At 53.6% G+C, this 26599-nt stretch carries 5 protein-coding genes and 1 rRNA gene; 4 read left to right on the forward strand and 2 right to left on the reverse strand.

Going from position 1 to position 26599, the window contains the following annotated elements:
• Positions 1-101: ribosomal RNA gene (gene rrf / locus P1X16_RS22730) — 5S ribosomal RNA — on the forward strand; the annotation flags it as partial.
• A 525-nt stretch (positions 102-626) separates the two neighbouring features.
• On the opposite strand, the gene P1X16_RS22735 is transcribed toward rrf, so the two are convergent.
• On the reverse strand, positions 627-2825 hold the full coding sequence (locus P1X16_RS22735) for a BamA/TamA family outer membrane protein (protein WP_277234119.1): 2199 nt from the start codon (positions 2823-2825) through the stop codon (positions 627-629).
• 292 nt (positions 2826-3117) lie between these two features.
• A complete protein-coding gene (locus tag P1X16_RS22740; RefSeq protein ID WP_277234121.1) occupies positions 3118-8313 on the reverse strand; it encodes a translocation/assembly module TamB domain-containing protein in 5196 nt (1731 codons plus the stop codon).
• 182 nt (positions 8314-8495) lie between these two features.
• Here P1X16_RS22740 and P1X16_RS22745 point away from each other — a divergent pair, with 182 nt between their 5' ends.
• From P1X16_RS22745 to P1X16_RS22755, 3 genes are all read left to right on the forward strand, one after another.
• On the forward strand, positions 8496-11222 hold the full coding sequence (locus P1X16_RS22745; RefSeq protein WP_277234123.1) for a 4-alpha-glucanotransferase: 2727 nt from the start codon (positions 8496-8498) through the stop codon (positions 11220-11222).
• Between the two features lie 353 nt (positions 11223-11575).
• Entirely contained in the window at positions 11576-16198 is a 4623-nt protein-coding gene (locus P1X16_RS22750; RefSeq protein WP_277234125.1) for a right-handed parallel beta-helix repeat-containing protein, read from the forward strand.
• Positions 16199-16710: 512 nt separating this feature from the next.
• A complete protein-coding gene (locus P1X16_RS22755; RefSeq protein ID WP_277234127.1) occupies positions 16711-26505 on the forward strand; it encodes a T9SS type A sorting domain-containing protein in 9795 nt (3264 codons plus the stop codon).
• Positions 26506-26599: the final 94 nt, after the last annotated feature.

Consider the following 26599-nt stretch of genomic DNA (forward strand, 5'->3'; position numbering starts at 1 on the left):
TAGCCCGGGTGTTCACCTCTTCCCATTCCGAACAGAGTCGTTAAGCCCCGGAGCGCCTATGGTACTGCCTTCATCGGTGGGAGAGTCGGTCGCCGCCAACCTTACTATAACCTGTTCGCCCCTCCGGCTCTGTGCCGTTGAGGGGCGAACTTGTTTCCAGGCAGTCGCAGCCGGGTAGATGCACACAGAAAAGCGGTGAGTCCGAGGATGCACCGCCTTTTGTGATATAGAGTTTACGTGAGTGCGGAAGGAGTAGGGCTTAGGTTGAGGCGGTAGGCCCAACGACGACTGCGACCAGGTCCTTGGGGTGCAGGTACTCTTGGGCTGGGGCTAGCAGCTGGGCCGAGCTAACCTCATTGACTTCATATAGGATGTTGATTGAGTCAATTCCAGCTCAGTGCCTATACATAAGCTCTTACTAGTTCTTGTAATCAGAGTTATGAATAGCCAGGCCGTTTTAATGGATGGTTCTATCATCGATTATCGACTACATGAGGATTATGTCTATCTATGGGCAGTACAAAAGACAGAAGCTCTAGCTGTATAGCCAGAGCTTCTGTCTTTTGTCGAGGTGTTTTCTTTCCTGCTTACACTTGAGAGTATGTTGAGCTTAGTAGGTTTTAAATTTAGAATGGGTACCCTATAGCAATATTCAGCTTGATGGCCTTGTACCCTGTATCGTTGGCAGGAATTACGTTAGTCGGTGTAATTATAGTTGTGTTGTCATACGGGTAGATTAGCGGGTATGCAGCGTCAAGACGGATGACGAAGAACTGTACGTCAATGCGGATGCCTGCACCAGCGCCTACCGCCATTTGCTGCAGGAAGGTTTTGAATTGGAACTGACCGTTTTGGCCATCGGGGTTACCATTGGAATCGTAGGTGGCGCGGCTGGCATCAGCATTTACCAGCCAAATGTTACCAGCATCTACAAACAATGCGCCTTTTACATATGGAAACAGGTCTTGACGGTATTCAACATTGGCTTCCAAGCGAATGTCACCCACTTGGTCGTAGAAGCCGCTATTGGCATCGCGCTGTGCTTGGGTGGGACGATAGGTGCCTGGGCCTATGCCACGAGCGTTAAATGCTCGCACACTATTAGGGCCACCAATACCGTACTGTTTGAGATAAGGAAGCACATTGGAGTTTAGATAGGGTATACCTACGCCGACAAGCAAACGGGTAGCAATTTTGTTGCCACTGGTTGGATTAGCGGAAGTACGGAAGTAGTTACGGACTTCTAAATCGACCTTAGTGTACTGCGAGTATTCCTGACCGAATAGGGCATAGGCTCCATTCTCTGTCTTGGAAGAACCGCTAAGGTTCTGGAGCAGGTAGGCTAGGTTTCCTGATAGGTCGAGCCCGCCACTAAAGTAAAATTGGTTGCGACGCTGTTCTAAGGACTGCTGGTTGTAAGTGTATTGGTAGCTACTACCCAAGATGAATTGCTGTCGGAAGCTATTTGCCAAAAATGGCCGCTCATTGAGCAAGTCTGTGAATACCTGCTCTTGGTTGCTTAGCCTGAGGTATTGTAGGTCGATGGGCTGAAGGCGTTGCTCGTTGGTAACCTTTGTCTTCCAGCTATAGCCGTAGCCTAAATTGAAGATGTCTTCCTGGAAGTATTTGGTTCGTAATACATACTTATAGCCGGCTTCAAAAAAGGTGCGGGGTTGGAAGTCGGAGTTGCGCAAGCGGATATCAAAGGGCGGTGTGATGAGGCGCGGAACGAGCAACTGCGCATCCAAGCCGTACTGCGTGGAGGTAACACCAGATAAAGCGCCCTGTCCTGTTTCGGCCGATGCACTGGCGTTTATAAGGAGCTGTTCTGCCCCACGGAGTGCCGACCTATTGCGAAACTGTAGTACCAAGGACGGCCCAGTGAAAATGTTGGACGTGTTCATCTGAAGCTCGGCACGCAAAGACTTTTTAGGTACCTGCGTCATGCGTACAAAGGCATTCAGATGACCATAGCCGGCAGAGTCGGGGACGTTACGAGCGGGACGGAACCGGATATCAACGTATTTGAAAGTGCCTAAGCTCATGAGACGGCTCAAGGTCTGGTCGGAGCGGCGGCGGCGGTAGAGGCTATCGGGATAAAGAAATGTAGCGTTGGTGATGGCCTTCGCCTTAAAAACTTTCTCGTCAGGGAAGTAACGATAGCCTCTAAAGAGTATTGGTGTACGACCGACGGAGGCGGTATCGGATAGTGAGTAGTCAGTATTAAGAGTAACACGATTTAGAACGTAGGGGCGTGCCGCACGATCCTGAATGCTGTTCTTTACCGTTACGTAGATATTTACTTGGTTGTCGAGGGTGCTATCTACTTGGAAAAGGATGTTGTCGGGTGAGAAATAATAGTAGCCTTGGTTCTTGAGGATGCCATCAATGCGTACTCGCTCATTAACTAAAGTCTGAAGATTATACGGGTCACCTACTTTCAATAGAGAACCGGCTTTAGTGGCTTGAATAGCTCGGTCAACGAGCGTATCACGGTTAGGAAACTGTATTTCCTTGATGAGGTAAGGCTTGCCAACCTTGGCCGTATAATCAACTGAGGCAGTCTGATCTTTTACTTCGACTTTGGCATGTACAGCTGGCTTGAAATAACCGCTGTTGTTGAGCCGGTTGACCATCAGACCCTTCACTCGTTGAGTATCTACTTCACTCAGCAAAACAGGCTTTTCGCCGTATTTGTCGGCTATCCATTTGCCTATGCCTTTGGTCTTGCCTTCGCCGAGATGCCAGAAGTACAGTTTAGGACGCTGCCCTAGAAAAGAGGTATTAGGCTTAGGAGCAATAACCCCTTCTAGTTCCGTGGTCAAAAGACTCTCGTTTGGGATGGGACTATCTGACTTCAACTTTACGGTGCTACCAGTGTATAACTTGGAGCCTTCCGGGATGTACTTGGTACCTGAGCATGATGCCGCCGTTAGTAAAACAACCAGAGCTGCCCACCGTCCGAACTTATTTTTCCAACTCCTTACTTTAGAAGTAGAAGAATAAGCCAGACCATTCTTGACTGGACGAGGAGCACTAGTGAGCATATGCAATAGGTGTTTTGTTGAGCTTCTGAGAAAACTGCCGGCGCGGCACTACCGAACGTTGTCGGTTGGCCTAGCGGCCAGAAGTGGTAGCACGCTGGGCGGTCCGGAGGGAGTCGCGGCGGGGAGCAGTGGTGAGGACGTTCGAGGAATCGGAGTTGGCTTTCCGCTCGCGGCGGTTGCGGCGACGGTTATCTTTCACTTCTTCTTTCACTTCCTTGTCAAGCCCTTTGAAAAGGTCCGCCAAGCTTTGATAGTCGCGCTGGAAAATCAGGGAGACACCGTTCCGAATTAACGGGCCATCAATGTCGGAATAGGAGTTATTCCGAAAGGCGCGGAGGCGGATACGGCCGTTGGCTAGTACGTTGTACTCGATACTTACGTCGCCGGCGAAGGCGCTAGGGCTCTGCTGCCCTTGGGTGGCTTGGTTGCCTCCACCAGCCAGGGGTACATCAGTGCCTAAGCGTACGCTTACCCGGTCATTGAAAAGCTGTCGGCGCACTGCTACATTCAAGTCGGTGCGTGTTTTCTCCGAGCCACTTGAAAAATCGGCGGAAGAGTTGACCCCTAGTTCTACACCTAGGTTAGACAAGTAGCTGCCCGTAAGATTATTGAGTTGCTGGGTTAGTACTTGGCTGGCACTGCCGCGCAGTTGGTCGGCTACCAGGCTACCACTGCTGCTCTGGAATGGGTCGCTGGCAAGGAAACGGTTAAGAACCAGCAGCGAAAACACCTGCTTATTGAGTTCCGACGATTCGCTAGGCTGGCGTAACTGCGCCAAGCGGGCCTCAATTTCGTTGCGGCCAATGGCAGTGCTGTTTTCAGGGAGCTTGATATCAAAGCCAATAGTTGGCTTGAGCAATTCACCTGTGACATTCAAGTAAACCTGGAAAGGCGTTGCATTACGCAAGCGCGGATCGTCAGTGGTAGGGCCTTGGGAGGCCAGCAGTTCTGCGGGAGATGCTTTCACGTTGTAGATAGCCGCAATACTCAACTGCGCATTGTACGGGTCACCAGACCATACCAGGTAGCTGCCTTGGCCGATAGTGAACTCGCGCGAAGCCAAATCATAAAGTGACATGTAATAGCTGCCTTCAGCTACTTCTAAGCGGCCGGCTAGGGTAATAGAGCCGGCGGCATCGATGGTTGTATTGAGGGTGCCGTTAGCCCGTACTTTTAGGTTGTCGCCGGAAAGCGGATCGATGATGACGGTGAATTGGCTTTTGTCGTTGACCGTGATGCGGGCGGAAATATCGTAGCCAGCAGCTGTTTTGGCAGTATCTACGGGTACTTGCTGGGCCAGCATTGGGTCGATGGGGGCGCTTTTGTCGACCCACTCTACAATACCATCTGTCTCTACCAAGCCCGCTTCGTCGTTGGGCGTGACAACAGTCAGGTTGGAATCGTCGCCGACAACGGCGCGGGTATTGATGACTGGGAGAGCGAGAGTACCACCAATGCGGGTATCGGAGTCAACAATTAGCCGGCCATAGAACAAGGGGTTGTCGCGGGCGGTGCTTTGGATAGCTACAAAATCTTCGGTGGTGGCGTTGAGGTTGAAGCGGTAATCATCCACATAGTTTTGGGTGAGCACCCGGCCTTCCACTACTGCTTTGTTGCCCAAGGAGTCGAGCACCGTGAAGTTGTCGAAACGCAGCCCTTGGTTGTCGAAATTGATGGCTTGGTTCTGGATGCGGAAAGGTGCACCTAGCTGGGTGAGCGTGAAACCAGCATCGGCAGTGGTAGTAAGGGTGCCGTTGATGCGGGGCTGGCTGACGGTGCCATTCACGGTTAAGTTACCGGTAATGCCACCAACAGTTTCTTGTAACTGGCCGAGTGAGAAAGGCTCGGCAATCTTCAGGTCGAACCGATTGACATTGATGGCAAACTGAATGGGGCTTGGCGGCGTGGCCAGATAGTAGCCAACCGCCTGCACATCCATACCCTGTTGGTTGGTAAGCCGCACATCGACGTTGTAACGGTCGGGGTTGGGGTTCGTCGCTTTCAAGTTGATGTCACCTAGCACCGACTTATTGAAGGCGAAGCCTGTTAGAGCTGCATCCGCCGTGAAAGCCTGCCGAGGTTGACCGAGGCTAAAGGCAATAGCTTGGCCATTGAGCGTACCAGCTACCAGCGAATCCTGCAAGCCCGCGGCGCGCGCTAGCCCATTAATTTCCAGATTGCCCATGCTCACCTGCAACGGATACTGTGCGCCAGCCAAGGTTTGCAGCGTCAGGAACCGGTTGTTGCGGCGGAACTCTACGTTTTGGGCGAAGATGGCGCCATTGGTTGTTGTGTACCGAAGCTCGTTGCCGGGCGTTACGTTCCATTCCACGCCGTCGAGCATCACTTTCGGGTCGAAGCTGAAGGCATAAGCGTCGCCGCCGCGTAGCACCCGCAGCACGCCCGCTAGGTTCAGCCGCTCGGCGCTGTCGGACTCGGCAATGCGTAGGCGGGTGCCAACCTGGTTGTTCTGGATGCTGCCCGCCAGCGTTGGATTCGGAATGCGCAACGACGTGTCCTGGCTGATCTGCCGCAAACCTAACGCGTAGTCTAGCTTCTGAGGGTCGGAGCTGACATCAAGCTTTAGAGAATCGAGGGCGAAGCCTAAGTATACAATCCGCTCGATGCGGCTTCTGAGGCGAAGATCAGCTTCGCGGCTGTCGAAGGAGCCAGTGAGCTTGAAGGGCGTAAGTTGCTTGAGGTCGGGTACCAACCGCTGTATCAACTGCGTGTTCTTCACGCTGGCATCGAAGCTGAACTGCCGATATGCCGCCGAAGGGCGGAACTGCACCCCCGGCAAATCGAAATACCGGTCGATATGGCTCTGTAGTACGGTAGCCAAGTCACCGAGGGCGGTGTTGCCTTGCAGGTTGAAGTCGGCAATATTGGAGTTGAAGGCCACTTCGGTACGGCCAGGGCGCTGCAAAATACGGCCGCTCACCGAGTCGAGGGCAATAGGCTGGTTGTCGCGCACCACCACAATGTTGCGACCCGTGAAGGTGCCGTTGATGGAGTTGGCATCGGCGCCGCTGAGGTTGGCCGTTAGGTCGCCCTGTACGCGCAGGTCGCCGCCGGTGTAGAAGCCAAGGGCCGTAAGGTTGGCGCCGCGCAGGTTAAGGCGTTGTACCTCGTAGCTCGGGTTATCAGCGTTGCGCAGGTTGATAGTCGCCAGCAAATCCAGGTTGAGGTTCGGGTCTCGGCGGCTGCGGGCATCTACTACGTACCGGTTCCGGTCGATGCCCACGTTGGCGGTGATACCCCGGTAGGTGTAGTTGTTGTAAGTGGCGCTACGCACATTGGCTACTAACTGTCCGCGCAACAAGTTGGGGTCGAGGCCCCCGCGGCCAGAGAGGCGGCCGTCGGCAGTGATGCGGCCAATAGTGGGGTCACGAAGGACTTTGCCCACATCGAAGCCTTGCACGTTGAACGTGGCGTTGATGGGCTCCTGCCCTTTCGGTCCGGCACCAAGGTCTACTTTGGCGGCTACGTTGCCGAAGCTGGTGGTAGCGCGTAGGTCGGTGTCGAAGAGCATGGCTGTGGGCCGGCCTCGGAACGTGCCCGCTACGCTGATGCGTGGCGGCAGCTGAAAATCGGGTGGGATAGTACCCTTCGGCACCAAGCTATTGATGTCGGCCGAGGTAGTGGTGAACTGCTGAATGTTGAAGTCGGTGAATAGGCGCTGGTCGGTTTCAGGCAAGCCCTGAATACGGCCGCTGGCTTTCACTACCGTGTTGCGGAAACCTACAAAGTCTAGGTCCCGGATACGCAAGTCGCTCACGCGCCCGCTTACGCGCCCACTCACCAGCACCGACTGGTTGGGGCCCGTATTGAAGGGGGGGGTGGAGGCCAAGTCGGGTGCTAAATACAGGATGTCGCGGAAGCCGATGCGCACGTCGCGCAAGTCGCCTTCGATGCCGAGGTTGGGCAGCTGCTTGGTATCCGACAGCGCGTCGAGGCTGGCATAGCGCATGCCAAGCGTCTGGCGGATGCGGGTGTGCGGCGTTATTAGGTCGAGGTTGGTAAGCCGGGTTTGCACCGAGTCGAACACCACATCGGCCTTGGTAGAGGTAATCTGAAAGCCGCTTTGGTCTTTGCCAGCTAGCTGCGTAATGCGGCCAGTGGTGCTGTTTTCCGAGTAAGAAAGATTCTCGAGGTTGAGCGTGAGGTCGGTGAACTTGAGGTGATTGTAGTCGAGGGCGGGTACGCGGGTACGGAGGCGGGGCTCATCGAAATTATCGAAGGCGACGTCAACACCGGTAATGTCGGAACGCTTCAGCGTGACCACCCAACTAGCTTCCTGGCCGGTGGCTTTTTCTACGGCATCGTTTATATCTCGTACGGCCTCGGCCGGGTTAACGACGCGCTTCTCAACCGGTACGTTTTCGTTTTGGGCGTAGGCAACGCTGGTGTTGCGCAGCCGGAGCGTATTCAAATCAACCCGAGAGTTGATAAGGTCGATGTTGTCGGCCGTAATGTCGGCCTCGCCCACGCGGGTGCTAATGAACTGGGCCGACGGCGTATTTCTGTACACCAAGCTGACGTTGTTGAGGGTGGCTTTGTTTAACCCAAACGTTAAGTCCAGCGGCTCGGAAACGGCCGTATCGGGCGGCGCGGTTTTGCTCTGCTCCATGCTGATGCTGGTGTTGCGCAGCGCCACTTGGTCAATTCTGTAGATAGACTGGTCTACGTCCACCGCGTCCATGTTCACGGCCAGCTCCCCAACCTTGGTGCTTAGATTCAGGCCCTCTATTTGGTCGTTGTAGGTGAGGTAGATGCTGGTTAGGCGCAAGTCGCCGATGTCGTATTTGAAGCCTGAGCCGGTAGTATCGGCCGGAGTAGTGGTAGTGGTATCGCCAGCGGTGAAGGCATTGACAATGAAGTCGTAATTGGAAATACTGTCGGGTTCGGTACGGCTGATGGCCAAGCGGCCATCGTTTAGCTCCAAGGTCTTGACGTTAATTTGTGACTTGGCAAGCGCCCAAATGTCGAGGTCAACTCCGAGGTGGCCTACCGAAAGTAGCGTGTCACCCTTTTGGTCTTCAACATACACGCCGTCCAGGTTCAGCGCGTGTTTGAAGTCGGTTCGGAACTTGCCGATGCGCACTTCGGTGCCAATTTTATCTTGTAGATAGGTTGCGGCTTTGCGCGCAACAAAGTCCTGCGTAGAAGGAAACTGCAACGCTACTACCACCCCGATTACGAGCAGCAGAACGAAGCCAACAAGGCCCAAAACAACATACAGTGTACGACGAAGGTAAGTAGGCACAGGCGTGGTAATCAGACAGAGTGACGGTTATTACAACCAAACGGAAAAACCAAGCTGCGGGTTGGAAGGCAACCGTGCAGGTGTATCTCAAACGTTGTGGAGGGGTGTCCGTGGTGCGTTAGGTCTCGATTAAAACCTATACTCCCTATCTTTCGTGTTCAATCTATTTCCTTTCCCCATCCATGATTCTCCGTTTTTCCTTGCCCTTTCGTACTGCGTGGGGCCAGCGGCTGATGGTGTCCGGCTCCGAGCCTAGCCTAGGCCAATGGAGCCTCGACCAGGCTTTGCCGCTGCATTACAGTTCCGACTCTGGCATTTGGAGCCACGAAATCAGTGTCCCCGACGACCAGCCCGGTACCATCGATTACAAGTACGTGTTGGTGGACGAGCGGGACGGCAGCCGGCAACAGGAGTGGGGCCCCAACCGGACCGTGGCCTACGATGGGCGGCAGTTCACCCGGCTGGTGTTGGAAGATTTCTGGCGGGCACCTGCCGAACCCGAAAACGAATTGTTTACAGCGGCTTTCACCAAGGCTTTGTTTCAACGTTCGGCTAAGAGCGGCAAGACAACCCCAACAGCCCGGGTAGCCGATTCGGTGGTGCGCTTTCAGTTGGCCGCGCCGCGCGTCGAGCCGGGCCAGCAGCTGTGCGTGCTTGGCTCCGATGCTGCCGTGGGGGCGTGGGATGGCCGCAAGGCGTTGGTGCTCTCCGATGCTGCCTACCCGACTTGGGTGGCTGAGGTAGCCCTGGAACAGCCCGAACTGCCGTTGCGCTATAAGTATGGCATTTGGGACCCGAACGAGAGACAAGTAGTGCAGCTAGAAGGGGGAGAGGACCGGATACTGGAACCTTCCACCGACCGCCAAACCCTGCGGGTGCGCGTCGACGACAAGTTTCGCTACCTCAACACCTGGCGCGGCGCCGGGGTAGCACTGCCCGTGTTTGCCATGCGCAGTCAGCGCGGCTTGGGCGTAGGCGAGTTTCCAGACTTGAAGCTGCTCGTAGATTGGGCCGTGAGCACCGGGCTGAAGCTGGTGCAGATTCTGCCCATCAATGATACTGTGGCCACACACACTTGGGTTGACTCGTATCCGTACGCGGCTATTTCGGTGTTTGCGCTGCACCCGCAGTATCTTAACCTCGACGCCATAGCTCCACTGCACGATGCCGCCGCGCAGCAGGAACTTGATACGCGCCGGCAAGAGCTGAATGCACTTGACTTCGTGGACTACGAGCCCATGATGACGGCCAAGTGGAAGTTTATCAAGCAGCTTTATCAACAAGAGAAACCCAACTTCCTCGCTGATCCTGGCTTCCGAGCATACTACGACGAGCAACGCGCTTGGCTAGTGCCCTACGCCGCCTTTTCGGGTTTGCGCGACCGGTTCGGCACAGCGGATTTCCAGTTATGGCCCGAAGAGTTTCGCACGCCTAAGCTGGCGGACGAGCTAACCCGGGAAGATGCCCCCGACTTCGATGAGTTTGGCGTACACTTCTTCACCCAGTTCCACCTCGACCAACAGCTGCGCGATGCCGTAACCTACGCCCGCCAGCACGGGGTGGTGCTCAAGGGCGACCTGCCTATTGGCATTTACCGCCACTCTGTAGATGCCTGGACGCAGCCCGAACTGTACCACATGCATCAGCAGGCCGGCGCCCCACCCGACGACTTCTCGACCACCGGCCAAAACTGGCGCTTCCCCACCTACAACTGGGAACGGATGGCCGAAGATGGATACGCGTGGTGGAAGCAGCGCATGGGCCAACTAGCCCGCTACTTCGACGCCCTGCGCATCGACCATATTCTGGGCTTCTTCCGCATCTGGGAGATTCCGGCGCATTCGGTGGAAGGGTTGCTGGGGCATTTCTCGCCGGCTCTGCCTCTTTCGCAACAGGAGATTCAGCAGCGGCTCGGCTGGTTTGATTACGCCCGGTTGTGCGAGCCGTACATCCGCTGGCGCCTGGTGCAGAACATCTTCCATGGGCAGGCGCAAGCTGTGTTCGATGAGTTTATGGAGGAAATCAGCAGCGCAGGCGACATCCGACTGAAAGAGCACGTGCGGACGCAGCGCCAAGTAGAAGCGGTATTCGAGGCGAAAACCGCCGCCGATCCTGCCAACGCCGACCATTATAAGTGGCTGCGTACGGGCCTGTACCAACTCATCAACGAGGTGCTGTTCGTGCCCGACGACTTGCGGCCCGACCACTACCACCCGCGCATTACCCTCCACAAGAGCATTTCGTTTGCGGAGCTAGACGAAGAGTCGCGCCGTCGCTTGTACCACGATATCTACGTCGATTTCTTCTACCACCGTCACGAAGGCTTCTGGCGCGAGCAGGGCCTCGTGAAGCTGCCCCCCGTGCGTTATGCCACCGACATGCTAATCTGTGGCGAAGACCTGGGTATGGTGCCGGAGTCGGTGCCGGGCGTGATGAAGGCGCTTGGTATCCTGGGGCTCAACATTCAGCGGATGCCTTCCAACCCCAACACCGAGTTCGGGCACCCCAACGACGCGCCGTACCTATCAGTGGTTAGTCCGGGCTCCCACGACATGAGTACGCTTCGAGGCTGGTGGGAAGAGGATCGGGTGAAGACCCAACATTTCTTCGAGACGATGCTAGGCCACCACGGAGAGCATGCTCCTTATTATTGCGAGCCATGGGTGGTGCGTGAAATCGTGGTACAGCATCTGCACTCTCCGGCAATGTGGGCCATCATCCCGCTCCAAGATTTGCTGGCCATGAGCACTGACTTACGCCGTGCTGATCCACATGATGAGCAAATCAACGTGCCAGCAAACCCACAGCATTTCTGGAAATACCGACTGCATATTTCTTTAGAAACATTGAAAGAGAATATTGAATTTAATGAAGAACTTGTTTCCGCTGTTGTTGGAAGTGGAAGATAGAAAACTGTTTTAGGAGCGAATACGCAATCATAAATACCAGAAGAGCCTTGCTACTGCAGTAAGGCTCTTTCTGTTTTCCCATATTAGGATAAATCCAAATGGCATCTGCGTTACGTAGGGCGAAAAAACTGCTTAGGTAGAAGTAGGAAGGGTTTTTAATATTCCTAAAATGACACAAGAGTCGTCCTAAAAATGGGAAGATTCAACGAGCGTAAGACCATCTTGATCGAGAAGCTCGACTGTAGCGCTGCCTGTTTAGGTAGTTTTGGCGTGATATAAAGGTGTTAGCAAGCAATTGTCTTTCTGATCTGCCTTTTATCAAGCCTACAGATCATTTTTTGAACATTTCGATTATGCGTTTACTAGTACGCACACTGCCTGCGCTGCTATTCGTGCTACCAGCAGTAGCTCAAGCAAGTGTTGGGCCGCAGCTGATTCAAAACAGCACCTTTGGCAAGCACCCGGAAGTCAATGCTACGCCATACAGCATTGTAGCAGGTACAGACCTAGGCAACTGGACGAGTGCTTGGGCCTACACCAATACGGATGTGCAACCAACTGGCACCGCAGTTTCCATTCAAATTGGTACTTCCAGCACGGTGGCGTTAAGCCAAGCTGCTTTTCCGGGCGACAATAGCAATGGCGTACCGGCTTCCACTACTTGGTTGTACATGCGGGGCACGACGGCAGCGGCCAGCACGGCCAATTTCTGGCAGCAAAATGTGTCGGTACGGCCTAACACCACCTACACGTTCTCCTGTTACGTTTCGAATGCAACGGCTGTCGGCAGTACCGCTACTAATACGCCCCAACTGCAATTTTTTATTGGCGGCGTTCAGTTCGGAACTACTGTAACGGTTGCCAATGAAACTACCGCCAGCGGTGGGGATAAGTGGACTAGATATTCCGTGTCCTACACGACGTCTGCTTCCCAAACGGCTCTTGCCCTGGCTTTGCGCAATCCGCGTTCTACCACTGTTGCTAGCGGCAATGAGATGGCCGTAACCAGCATCTCTTTTCGTAGCGACAACGCAGGCGCCGTAAACAGCCGCTACAGCTGCGACGGACAGTTCTACCAAATTCGTCAGGTGGTTACTACAACCGCGCCCGTGGTTAGCTCCACGCGGTTGTTCAACGTGGACCGCACAACCGGTAATGCCTATACCACCGTCGAACAAAAGGATTTGGGCGGTACGCTAAACTGCCTCGGCTACCGTCCCGGCGACGGTCTGCAATACGCCCTTACCTACGTATCGAACGAGGTGAGTAGTAATAACAATGCCGCTGGCGCAGACCGGATCGACGAATACACAGAGCCGATGGAGCTCCACGTTATCGACCGGAATGGTGATGTAAAATCGTTGGGAGCAGTGGGCAACCTGCCCGGCAACCAATGGGCCGGGGGCGTAATCGACCGTGCTGGCTACTACTACGTGGTAAGCCAGAACTACAACTCAACGGCTGATCCTACGCTACTCTACCGCATCGACCTCAACAATATCGAGCGGGGGCAACCCTTGGTGGCCGAGCGCATTACGCTGAGCGGCATGCCCAATACGACAGCCAACAATGCCGCGTACGCCATGTTCGACATTGCTTTCAACGCCAAAGACGGCAACCTCTACGGCGTCGATTATGCAAACCGGGTGTACAAATTAGTGATGAGCGGCACGACAGCTACCGTCACGCTGGTCGGGGCTACTGCTATTCAGGCTACCGTAGATGGCGCTCTAGGGACCTGCTTTTTCGACATCTCGGGCGCACTGTATGTGTACGGCAACGGCACGTTAGGTACTGCTAATTCAGGTAAGTTCTACATCGTTGATATCAGCACGGGCGCGGCCACGCTGCTGTCTTCCATTGAGCCGGCTGTAAATAGCGACGGCGCCAGCTGCGTGACCCCTGACCAGAGCCTTGACGTAGTAAAAGAAGTGGTAAGCATAAGCCCTGTTTCGGCTACGCAGTTCAACATCGGGTTCCGCATACAGGTGCGCAACAACGGCTCTATTGCTGATCCTAACGTGCAGGTTTCCGACTTGCTTTGGAACGGAACAACAACGGCCAATGCGGGCACTACTTTCTCGGGAGCTAGCAACGTCACTATTACGGGGTTGACGGTAACGAATTCGGCAGCGGGCTCCACTCTGGCCGCAAACACGACCTTCAACGGTAGATCGGGCAATGCAGGCATGCTCACAGGTAGTCAGACGCTTGCGCCGGGCCAAGGAGCTGTAATCACGTTTACCGCCCAGGTAACCTTCCCCACGGGTGGTGTGCCAACCATTGCGCAAAACAACACAGCCTATGCTACCAGTACCGTTGCCAGCTTCGTGGGCTACACTCTACAAAACAGCACACTGGTACCACCGCCCGATTTGTTGGCACAAGATGCTTCTACCAACAGCGCCGCCCTCCCCGAAACGCCCAATGCTGACGTGGCCTCGCCCTCGCCGATTTACTACAACACGGCTATTGTGGGCAATGTATTCGAGGACATCAACTACGGAGGCGGAGCCGGCCGCTCGCAGGCGGATAGCAATGGAGAAGGAGTTTTTCAGGCGCGAGTAGAACTGTACTCGGCAACTGGAGCCTACGTGGGGGCTACTACCACCGATGCAGCCGGTAACTACAGCTTTGTGAACGGGATAAACAGTATCACGTTAGCTGCCAATACAGTTTATCGGGTTCGGGTTGTCAACTCGTCCGTGAAAAGCAACCGTCCCGGCAGCATAGCTGGTTTGCTGCCTGTGCAAACTTTCCTTAACGGTGATGTGAATCGGGTAGGCGGCGAAAATCCCAACGAATCGGATTACGGTAACCGCACGATTGCGCTGCCGCTATCAGCAGACGCCACTAACCTGACTTTGGAAATCCAGTCTATCACGCCGACCTCGGGAATTGGCTCGGTAAAAACGCCAGTCAATGGCCCGGTCGTTGGTGTTGACTTTGGTTTCAACTTCGATGTTGTTGTGAATACCAACGACAGTGGGCAAGGATCTTTGCGCCAGTTTATTATCAACGCAAATACTCTTGGCAACGACAACTTGAGTCAAGCTTATAGCGGTGCTATTGCTGGTCAGGAAGCCGCTATTTTCATGCTCAATAATGGGACCCTCACTACTGCGCCTGCTGGCCTGCGTGCAGGGATGGCCGCTGTATCGGGCTACGATGCTATAACGAAGGTTTTCACTATCACGCCTGCTACAGCACTGCCCACCATTTCGGCGGCCAATACAACGATTGATGGCGCGCGTCAGGCGGCCATTACAGGCAACAACATAGCTGCTGTTGCAGAAACTACAACTGGCCCCGAAGTGGTCTTAAACTTCAACAACGTTGCGGGCCTGCTGGTAACGGGCGGCACTACGCGCATCGAGAACTTGGGCCTCAATAATGCCCGCGGCACCAGTACTACGGCCACTACTGGCATACTCGCCGATGGTGCCGGAGTTACTTTTAGCGGCGCAGCAACCGCGGGGTCGGTGTTGAACATGGTCACGACAGCGGGCAATACAACGGCGGGCGCCCGTCTTCAAAGCGGCGCCACAGGTGTAACTGTTACCAATAACGTGTTGAACGGCAGCGCTGCCGTAGGTTCCGTAACGGGTGAAGGGTTGGTATTGGCTGGAGCTTCTCGCAATACTATCTCCACCAACACGCTTTCCAACAACAACGGCTTTGGGCTGCTCCTAGAGGCTGGTCAGACCAACGACGAGAACACCATTTCAGCCAACATCTTGCGTAACAATGGCCTAGGAACAAGCACTGAAGATGCTGGCTTAGTTATAGCGAGTGGCAACAATAACTTAATCAGCCAGAACATATTCAGCGCCAATGCGGGTACGGCCGTAGTAGCTGCCGCAGGTACCAGCAGCAACCGCATCACGCAGAATAGTATGTCGGGCAACACGGGCATCGGCATCGACCTGATGGCTGCTGGATCTACCGGATTGAATGGCGACAATGTAACCCGCAACGACAATACCGATGCCGATATGGGGGCGAATGGCTTGCTCAATTTCCCGGTGCTTACTCAAGCGGTAACCAATGGCGGTAATCTGATTGTAACAGGGTATGCCCCCGCTGGTGCGCTGGTTGAACTCTTTGTGGCCGACGTAACAACCGACGGTTTTGGCGAAGGAAGAACTTACCTCACAAGCTGGACCGAGGGTTCTGCGCAGGATACCGACAGGGGACAATGGGGATACAGTGGCTTGGTATCTGGCGTAAACCAAGGAGAAGAATCAGTTGCCAATCGTTTCACGTTTGCCATTCCTCTCACTAGCCTCTCTCCCGAGCAGCAAGCAGCCCTTGGCGCCAATGCCCGTCTTACGGCTACGGCCACCTTATTGACCACCGTAAACGGCTTAGCAGTTGGAAATACTTCCGAGTTTTCGGGCAACACGGCCCTGCTTCAAAACCGGCCGTTGCCCGTAGAGTTGGTACGTTTTAGCGCTGTAGCCCGTAACATCGACGCGCAGCTAACTTGGGTTACTGCATCCGAGAAAAACAGTGCCCGCTTTGTAGTAGAGCGCAGCTTCACAGGCGACAAATTCGAAGCTATTGGTACGGTAAATGGCCAAGGAAACAGCGCCGAAGGACATACTTATCAGTTCACAGATCAGCAAGCGGCAACCACTACCGGCACTGTTGCTTACTACCGCTTGCGCCAAGTAGACACCGATGGCACGAGCAGCTTGAGTGGTGTGCAAGTGGTGCGTTTTGCTAGTGTTGCATCTGCAATAGTTGCCTTCCCTAATCCAACGGTTGCAAATACTTCTCTTGATTTGCGCAGCTTACCTACTGGTACTTGCCAGATCAAAGTAACCGACCTGACTGGCCGTGTGGTATCAGTTGCTACGGGAAGTACTGGCCAGATATATCCGCTTGCAACAGCGCAGCTTCCACGAGGCAGTTACTTGATTATTGTTCTCGGAATGGGACAGAAAAAGACTTGCTTGTTGGTCAAAGAATAACACTTAGATCTTTTAAAGTTGAAAAGCCTCTATCATATCGGTAGGGGCTTTTTTGTATCGTAAGAATTATAAATAATAGCTCGTATAATATTAATGCGTGGTTATACTATCGAAATAAATTTTATAAAAAATTATAGATAAGAAAAATGTATTCTCATATTGAAACAGTGGAAAAAGCTAAATTATTTAAATGTGTTGATTTAATTATATTACTGATAATCAATTTATTGAACTTGATATAAATAATGTTTGCTTTATAGAATCCGACTTTATTTATATATCGTAAAGTGTTAATTAGGTTTGCATCCTGTGCATATGAGCAATTTAGCGATGCTAAGGGCGCTCAAATTGTCGGTTCAAAAACTGGCATTCACCGAGATGGTGTTTGTATTCAACGAAAAACTTGATAAGCTCCTACTTGACTACTGTAGTTTTGAAAATAAGCTCAACAACCATAGCACTTTAACTAGCAATCATATTTCTTTTTCATTTTCCACCCTTTTTCTCGTCCTATGAGAACAACCTTACGATTTGCAGTCTTGCTCCTTGCATGGCTGACGTTGTTGCGAACGGATGCGTGGGCACAGGCATGTACTACAGCTAGTACGCTGAACTATGCCAATGCTGCTACAGGCGACCGAAGAACGGCTACCCAAACGGTTGGCGGCACTTCCTTCACGTTCAGCGACTACACTAGCACTGTGCTTGCTAACCAAACCAACACCTTTGCAGTCGGTACTAATGGTAACGTTAGTGGGCAGACGTTGGTGTGGCAGTTGGATAATGCAGGCGTTGCTGGTACAAACAGCTCTTCCGTTACGCTTACGTTTACACGTCCTGTCAGCAACTTAACTTTCCAATTTCAGGATATTGATTCTGACGTCAATTTCATTGACGATTTGGTGTTTGAGGCGTATGTGAATGGCAGCACCACACCTGCTACGTTGGACGCTACAAACTTCACGACTAGCGCCAACAACGAGTACGTAAGTGGAGGGCGAGTACGGGGTAAAAATGGCAACGTAGGCGCTGGCAATACAGCTGGCAACCTGACTGCCCGTATGCCCGCCAACGTAACCAAGCTGGTTCTTTACTACAACAACTCAGCTGCTTACACAGCCAACACGAGTCGTTTGCAAACGCTAGGCATCAACGCCATTAGCTGGTGCGCACAAGCCGACGTATATGCTCGGTTTACTTCTGCGCCAAACTCTTCCGTTACGGGACAAAGCCTTACATATACCGCTGAGTTTGGTAATAACGGACCTGATGCATCAGCTGCAGGGGTAGTACGCCAAGTAACAGTGCCAACCGGTGCCGTAATAACAAACGCTGGTGGTGGTACCATTTCTGGTAGCACTATTACGTTCCCAACAGTTTCAATAGCCTCCGGCACCAGTACTTCTGTTACGTACACGTACACAGCGCCAACTGTTGCATCCGAGTACAACAACGTTGCTACCGTCTCGACGACGACGCAGAGCAGTGAACCTACCGACAATAACACGGCAACTAGCAGAGTATTGGTAACATCCGCCACCGATGCTTGCGCCGCCCCTCTAACTGTGGATTTTGCTGGTCGTGCTAACGGCGAAAACTGGAAAAACCGCGCGTCAGAAGGATTGCCAGCTCCAGTTAGTGCTACCAAAGTTGGTACTAGCAACTATGCTTTCAACGACACAGAAGGCACGTTGCAGGTTGGAACGCTCAACAACGAACGAGTAATTGTGTGGAGCAACAACTTCACGTCCACCAACGGTAGCAACTCCATCCAGTTCAACTTCAGCCGGCCGATTAGCAACTTCAGCGTTGAAGTAGCAGACATTGATGCCTCAGCAGGACTTCTTGCTTCTGATTTCAGAGACCGTGTAACGTTTGCCGGGTCTAATACGGCTGTAACTCCATCTACCGCTGTAACCCCCACCCTGACTTCTTCTGGTGCTGTTACAGTGGTAGGAGCCACCGCTACTGGTGTAGATGATGGCAATGCCAATACCAGTGCTAGAGTGTGGGCTTACTTTCCTCTTCCTATCACAACCCTAACCATCACGTATGGTAGTGGAACGCTGAATGTGACCAATCCTGATGCGCAAACCATAGGGATTGTAGATATGACGTGGTGCCGTCAGGCGCCAGTCGCTCTTAACGTAACTAATTCAGCCACTATCCCGGCCACTGCAGGACAGGTTGGTATCGATAATCTGAATAGCTCAGTAGATGGTACAGTACAGGAATACATAGTTACTGCTATTCCAGATGCAGCAGCAGGGATTCTGTATTACAATTCAACCGGTACCACTTACGCACCCGTAGGTGTTAACCAGGTATTAACGCCAACTCAGGCAGCTAGTCTGCGCTTCGATCCTGCTGCTACTGCTACGGCTACTTCTACCACGTTTCAATATAGAGTTCGTGATGATGCTGGAACAGCATCGACAGGCGTAGCAACCTACACTATTCCTTTACGTGCCGTGACTGCTTGTGCAGGCACATCCACGTTGAGTTTCGCGGCGCCTCGGGCTTTGGGGCAAGAATGGAAAGGCGTCACGGAAAGCGTTCCTGCTAGTTCGTCGCTCACAACGGTTACAAGCGGCTCTTATCAGACACCAGCTTCAGCTACGGCTAGCACGTTTCAAACTGCCACCTTCAATGGGGTGCAGACCTTGCAGTGGCAAACAGATTACGCTAGCACCACTGCTAACTCGTCCAGCGTAACCTTTACCTTCAACCGTCCGGTGAGCAATTTCACGGTGCGCGTGCAGGACATCGACAGGACGGAGGACGGAACCAACTCGTTTATTGACCGAGTAATCTTCAGCGGTGCCAATGCTGGCACGGCAGTAGTGCCAGTACTGAGTCCGGTAGGACCTAATGTCAACACGGTCATCATCAGTGGCAACACGGCGACAGGCTCGGTAGCTAACACGGATCCAAACAACGCAACCGTGGTGGCCTATTTCGCCGACCCGATTACAACGCTAACCTTAACGTATAGCAACATCTCTACTGCGTCGGCTAATCCCACCGCAAATGCTGTTGGTATTGATTTTATGGATTGGTGCCGCTTGGCGCCCGTAGCAAACGACATCACGAATACCAGCGTATCTAATGCGGTTGGTCAAGTTCCGGTTAATAGCTTAAGCTCTACGGTTGATGGCTCAGTGGCCAGCTACACTCTCTCAACTATTCCGCCGGCGGCTCAAGGGGTACTTTATGTGAATGGAGTGGCTGTTACTACTACCCGTACGCTAACGGCCTTAGAAGCCACACAACTAACATTCGACCCAGCAGTTACCTATTCGGGAACTGCAAGCTTTACTTACACCGTCACAGACGATGCTAACGTAAGCGACCAGACGCCAGCTTCGTATACAATTCCGGTAAGCAACAGCGGTGCTGCTGGTACGAGTGCTGCCTGTGCTAATCCTGGCCGGGATGGTTCGCCGACAGCACTGACGACGAACCCTAACACGTACTTCCCTGGCACGGCTTCGGCAGCAGCAAATGCTACTACTATCACGGTAGGAGCAGCCTCCGGCACGACACCAATTGCCATTGGCGACTTGCTGCTGGTAATTCAAATGCAGGGAGCTGATATCAATGCTACCAACACCGACGCTTATGGCGACGGAGTAACGGGAGGTGGTGCAAATGGCAACCTCATCAATGCCAACTTCACGGCTGGAACCTACGAATATGTAGTAGCCAATAGCGCTGTACCAGCTACGGGTGGTACCATTCAGTTGGCATCAGCGCTGAAAAATGCTTATACGAATGCTGCCGCTACGGCTACTAGCGGGCAGCGTCGCTTTCAAGTAATTCGGGTGCCACAGTACGAGAACCTAACCTTAGGCGGCAATATCGTTGCAACACCTTGGAATGGTAGCGTTGGTGGTATTATTGTTATTGATGTTGCCAAGCAATTGAATTTGAATGGCAATACCATTAACGCATCGGGCGCGGGCTTCCGCGGTGGCGCAGGTCGCGTGTTAGGTGGTACAGCAGGCTTCCTTGCCACTGACTACCGGACGGCTACTACTTCCAACGCGAGCAAAGGGGAAGGCACAGCAGGTACTCCTCGCTATGTTAACTCCGGCACGGCCGTAGTGGATAACGGTGTCGATGGTTACCCTGGTGGTGATAACGGTCGCGGAGCTCCTGGCAACGCGGGTGGCGGTGGAACCGATGCCAACCCAACTACGAATGACCAGAACACGGGCGGCGGCGGCGGTGCAAACGGCGGCAGCGGCGGTAGAGGTGGTAACGCCTGGACTAGCAACCGAGTCGTAGGTGGTGAACCAGGTGCAACTTTCTCTGCTGTCAGCAGCAGCAGATTGGTACTTGGTGGTGGCGGTGGTGCTGGTGTAGTTAACAACAACACCCCCTATGCTTCTAGTGGTAGCGCGGGTGGCGGTATCGTAATGGTTCGCACAGGTACAATAACTGGCACGGGCTCTATTACGGCAAATGGTGTCAACGTTCCCGACGGCGCTACTATTGACGGTAGCGGTGGTGGTGGTGCAGGTGGTTCCATTCTGGTAACGGCCGCTACTCCTGCCGGACTCAGTGGCCTCACTTTGACTGCCAACGGTGGTAAGGGCGGCAACAACAGTCCTGGTGCCGATGCTCATGGTCCTGGCGGCGGTGGCGGCGGTGGCGTAGTGCTAACCAACGGTTCAGCACAAGCAGTTAATGTGTTGGCAGGTGCCAATGGCGTTACGAACTCCACCAACAACTCGGGTGCCTATGGTGCGCAGCCTGGCTTGGTAGGTGCTACCAACACCCAGATCAGCAGAAGCATTGCCAACAGTGTAGAAGGTGCGAACTGCTTGTCAGATGTGGCAACCACTCTGAGCACAACTCAAACTTCGGTATTGGCTGGTGCTAGCATCACCTACACAGCACAAGTACAGAACTTAGGTCCTCAGCCAGCTACCACAGTGGCGCCTAAAGTGCAGTTGCCAGCTGGTTTGCAGCTTACGACGGCCAACTTGCCCGACGGCGGTACTTATGATAATAACACAGGCCTAGTAACCTTGCCTTCTACTAATGCCTTGGCTAGTGGAACAACACTGACCTACCGCATTGTCTTCAATGCGCCTAACTACAGCACTACTATCCAGGGCGTAGCAAGCAGCACTTCGGTTAGTCTCGACGGAACGTTGACGAACAATGATGGTAGCCAGAGCAATGCGAGAGTTACCACTGTCGTGACGCTTCCGGCTAACGGCTGCGCAGGAACTCCTTATGGCTCAACCGCCAGCAGTGGTTTGTACACGGAATTCTATGCCGGCTACTTCGCTGACAACATGGGTTATTTCGCGGCTAATACACCGGCGTTAACTCGGGTTGATGGGACTATTAACTTCCCTAATTCACAGTGGGGCAACATCGTACCGCCAGCTGGCGGTACCGTTAGCAACCCAGATCGATTTAGCACTCGCCATCGGGGCAGCATCAATATCGCCACGGCTGGAACTTACACGTTCTACCTAACTTCTGATGACGCTTCTTACCTATGGTTGGATGGTGCTGCTTTAGCTGCTACGCCTACTACGGCCAGCGCAACTCTCGCCCTTCCTGGAGCTCACTCGGCAGTTACGGTTCAGAAAACTGTAACCCTGTCGGCTGGTTCGCACAACCTACTCATCTTCTATGGCGAAGATGGTGGCGATAACCACTTGGTTCTGGAGTACTCTAGCACAACGGCAAACATTGCTCGGCAGGTTGTTCCAAACTCGGTGCTGTGTGCTAGCTTGGCTAACGTACCCCCAGTTGCACTTAACGTAACCAACTCGCCAGCCATTCCTACCAATGCTGGACCAACGACAATCGCCTCATTGGCTGGTACTGACCAAGATGGTACAGTTACCAACTACGCCATTGCCTCTCTGCCAACGTCAGCGCAAGGTGTGCTGCGTTTGGGCAACACGGCCTTGACAGTAGGTCAGGTTATCACGGCGGCGCAGGCGGCACAGATTACCTTCCAACCCACTCTCGGGTTTGTTGGCAACGCTACCTTCACGTTCTCGGCCATTGATAATGGTGGGCTGTATTCCAATGAAGTAGCCACTTACACGATTCCGGTAAGCGGTGCTTCTGATGTATCGACTACGTTGGCTGGTCCTACGGTTCTGAACGCTGGCTTGCCTTCGGGCACTTACACTGCCACCTATACGAACAACGGGCCAGGGGTAGCTTCTGCCGTAACGCAGAAGGTAACCATCCCAGCTGGTGCAACGAACGTGCTCGTCAACGGTGTAGCTTATACGCCTACCGGCAACGTGATTGACTTCGGTACGGTTGCCAACCTTGCTAGCGGTGTTACCAACACGTTCACGTACAGCTTCACAGCGCCAGTTACCAGCGGTTCTGTAGCGCAAACTAGCAACGTAACTACCACTTCTGACCAGGGTGCCAACACAGGACCTGATGCCGCTACGCTCAACGTTACCATCAACCCGGTAGCCGACGTAGCTACAACTGTAACGGCTTCGGCTGCTTCTGTTGCCACTGGCCAGCCTGCTTCCTTCACAGTTACATTCACCAACAACGGTCCTTCTACGGCCAGCAACGTTGTGGGTACAGTGCAACTGCCAGTTGGCCTAGCAGGTGTTAGTGCTACTAATGGCGGAACGTACAACCCCAATACGGGTGTGGTATCATATGCCTCGGCAACCTACACGAGTGGTACGAGCAACAGCTCGGTGATTTCCTTCACGATGCCGGGCAACGGCTCCGTGACGGCTACTTCAACTATCAATACCACGACCAATGAAGCCGGCCAGACCGCAAACGACGTAGCAACTGCTACCATCAACGGTACGGCATTGTTTGATGTGACGACGAGCATCGCAGGTCCTGCTACCACAGTAGCTGGCACCATGACGACCTACAGCGTGCTGACCATCAACAACGGTCCTTCCACGGCTACCAACATCGCACAGACGGTGCAGTTGCCAACGGGTTTGACCAACGTATTTGTCTCGAACGGTGGTACTTACAACGCAACAACCGGTGTAGTAACATTCCCGACGCTGGATGCCATTGCTAGCGGCGTGAAGGTGAATAACACGGTTAGCTTCGTAGCACCCGCTACTACCTTCCCGATTTCTGCTACTGTTAGCGGCGATACGAATACTGCCAACAACACGGCGTACCTCAACGGTAGTGCAACACCTGCCAGCGTAGCAGTAACGTCCGCTTCTACTACCAACGCGAATATTTACACGACCATCACGACGCCAAGCGCCGATGCGCAGCCTGGTGCTCCTATTACCTTCACGGTAGTAGCCGGCAACAAAGGTGCAAATACGGCTACCAGCGTAGTGGAGCGGGTTGCCTTGCCAGCTGGCTTGACTGGGGTTACCATCACGGGTCCTAACGGAGCAAGCAATGCCAACTACGACGCTAACACGGGTGTAGTAACGTTGCCAACCACTTCTCTGGTCTCGGGTGCAACCAACACCTACACTATTACAGTGAATGCTCCTGCTTCGGGCATGATAGCCGCAGTAGCCAGCATTTCGGCCGCTACCAACGATGTGATGGTAGCCGATAACGTAGCCACCACCGATGTAACGGTAAACGCGTCTTCGGACGTAGCAACGACCATCAGTGGGCCTACCAAGGTGAATGCAGGTCAGAATGTAACCTACACCGTGACTACGACCAACAATGGCATGGTGCCAGCAGCTAACGTGGTACAAACGGTGAACATTCCGGCAGGTCTAACCAGCGTGAGCTTGTCAGGCAACGGTACTTACGACCCCAATACGGGTATCGTAACGTTCCCTGCTATTGCCAGCCAGGCAAGCGGCAACACGGTGCAGAACACGATTTCGTACGATGCTCCGGCTATCAGTTCCTCTATGATCATTGCTTCGGTGACTTCTTCTTCACCAGACAATGTGAAGGCCAACAACAGCGCGGCCGTAACGACTACCGTTGACGCTATTGCCGACGTAACCGTAGTTATCAGTGGTCCAACTAGAATTGTGCAGGGCAACCAGATCGATTACCTGGTAGTCACGACCAATAATGGCCCATCGATAGCGAACAGCGTAGCCACACGAGTACAGTTGCCGGCTGGTTTGGGAGCAATAACCCTCTCGACAGGTGGTTCTTATGACAATGCAACGGGCTTGGTGACCTTCTCTACGTTGGCAACAGAGCGTGCTGGCCAGGAAGGGACGATAACAAACGTTATCCGGTTCATTGCGCCAGCTGGAGTGAGCCAAATCAACGCGACTGCCAGTGTATCAACAACGAGCGAGGAAGCTACTTATAGCAACAATACCTCGAGCATTGTGACGACGGAGGTAGCGCCGACTACTGCTCAAACCGATCTGCGCACGAGCGTTTCTTCTACACCTGCTACCTTGATAGCCGGCCAGTCAGCTTCGCTGTCGGTAACGACTACCAACGGCGGTGGCAGCACAGCAACGGGTGTTGTACAGCGTGTCGCGCTGGAAGTAGGCTTGAACATCACTTCCATCTCCAACGGAGGCTTGTATGACCCAACTACGGGTGTTGTAACCTTCCCGGCCATCTCTCTGGCATCAGGTAATACGCGGACTAACACTATCGTGTTGGCAGCCCCTGGCACTACGCCGCTGCAAGTGCGTGCACTCGTAACTGGCGACCAGTCAGATCCGACTTCGACCAACAACTCCGACTTCCTGAACCTAACTGTTACGCCACGTGCCGACGTTACCACTACTGTGAGTGGCCCAACAACAGTTGCTGCTGGTGATGCCGTTACGTATTCGGTAGTCACGTTGAACAGCGGTCCTTCTTTGGCAAGCGACGTTATTCAGCGGGTTACTATCCCGACTGGCTTGACGGGAGTAGTGGTTTCGAACGGTGGTACCTACACGGCAAGCACTGGTGTTGTAACCTTTGCTACCATCACTAGCCAAGGCACTGGAGCAAGCGGGCAGGTGATGAACTTGATTAGCTTCACGGCGCCAAGCAACTCGTATTCGGTAGTAGGCAACGTTACTACTAACACCACGGAGACATCTACATCCAACAATTCGTCGACGGTGACGGTGGCCCCTGCCAGCCTAGCACCAATAGCCAATTCGGTTGTGAATGCGCTGCAGACGCCGGAAGGCAATACGGCGGGTCCGTTGTCTCTCTCGCCACTGAGTGGTACCGATGCAAACGGCAACAATACCATTGCCAATTACCGCATCACCTCTATCCCAACTACTACCCAAGGCGTTCTGTCGCTGAACGGTACGGCTGTGATGGTTGACCAGCTGCTAACCGCTACTGAGGCTGCAAACCTTAAGTTTGATCCGGCCGCCGGGTTTGTTGGCAATGCCTTCTTCGGTTACAATGTCATCGACAACAGCGGACTTGTGTCAGCGGCACCTGCCCTGTACACCATCCCGGTAGGTCAAGACCTGAACTCGGTATACACCCTGACTCCAGCAAAAGGCAATACCAACCCGTACGTGAATGGGGATATCATTGCCAACGTGTTCGATGCCAACAGTGGTGCATACAACAACGCTACGCCACAAGCAGTAACCGATACGGGTGTCCGGACGGCTACGCTGACGAGTGGTTCGCTACCTGCGGGTACTGCCCTCGATCCTGTGACGGGTATCATCAGCGTTACCAACCGCTTGTTGCTAGTAGGTGGTAGCTACCCAGTAACTATCACGACGGTGGACGCCAATGGTGGTACCAACTCGAATACTTTCGCCATCATCATCGGACAGCGTCCGCTGCCGGTTGAGCTGAAGGAATTCGCGGTACGGGCTGTGAAAGTAGATGCCTTGCTGGATTGGAGCACGGCTTCGGAGAAGAACAGCGACCGGTTCGAGATTGAGCGTAGCCTCGACGGCACAACCTTCGAGAAGATTGGTACGGTACGCGGCCAGGGTACCACCCAGGCAACTACTACCTACGGCTTCACCGATGCTGGTATCGGCGCCAAAACGCAAAGCGTAGTCTACTACCGCTTGCGTCAGGTAGACACCGACGGTACGGATTCTTACTCGCCGGTTCGTACGGTGCGTTTCGAAGCACAAGCCGCCGTTACTGCCAAGCTAAGCGTGTTCCCGAACCCTGCTGCTTCTTCCGACCGAGTAGTAACGCTCGACCTGAGTTCCCTCCCAAAGGGTGCGTACCAGGTCTCGCTGCTCGACGCTACTGGTCGCCTGATTGGCACCTACTCGGTAGAAGGTGGTGTGAACAAGGTAGTTAACGTGCAGACGCTGCCAACCGGTACCTACATCGTGCTGGTCCGTGGCAACGGCCTCAACCTGAGCCAGCGCCTGATCAAAGAGTAACGAGCTAAAACTAGCTAATAGAAAAAGCCCTGCTGGTATCCGGCAGGGCTTTTTTTTGTGTAAAATCATAGGAGCACTAGTGTGGCGCTACAGG

The organism is Hymenobacter sp. YC55 (assembly GCF_029433095.1).
Classification (GTDB): domain Bacteria; phylum Bacteroidota; class Bacteroidia; order Cytophagales; family Hymenobacteraceae; genus Hymenobacter.

Bases quoted from the DNA above. Each gene is read 5' to 3' on its own strand.
- P1X16_RS22745 (WP_277234123.1), top strand. From the start codon at position 8,496: ATGATTCTCCGTTTTTCCTTGCCCTTTCGTACTGCGTGGGGCCAGCGG.
- P1X16_RS22750 (WP_277234125.1), top strand. From the start codon at position 11,576: ATGCGTTTACTAGTACGCACACTGCCTGCGCTGCTATTCGTGCTACCA.
- P1X16_RS22755 (WP_277234127.1), top strand. From the start codon at position 16,711: ATGAGAACAACCTTACGATTTGCAGTCTTGCTCCTTGCATGGCTGACG.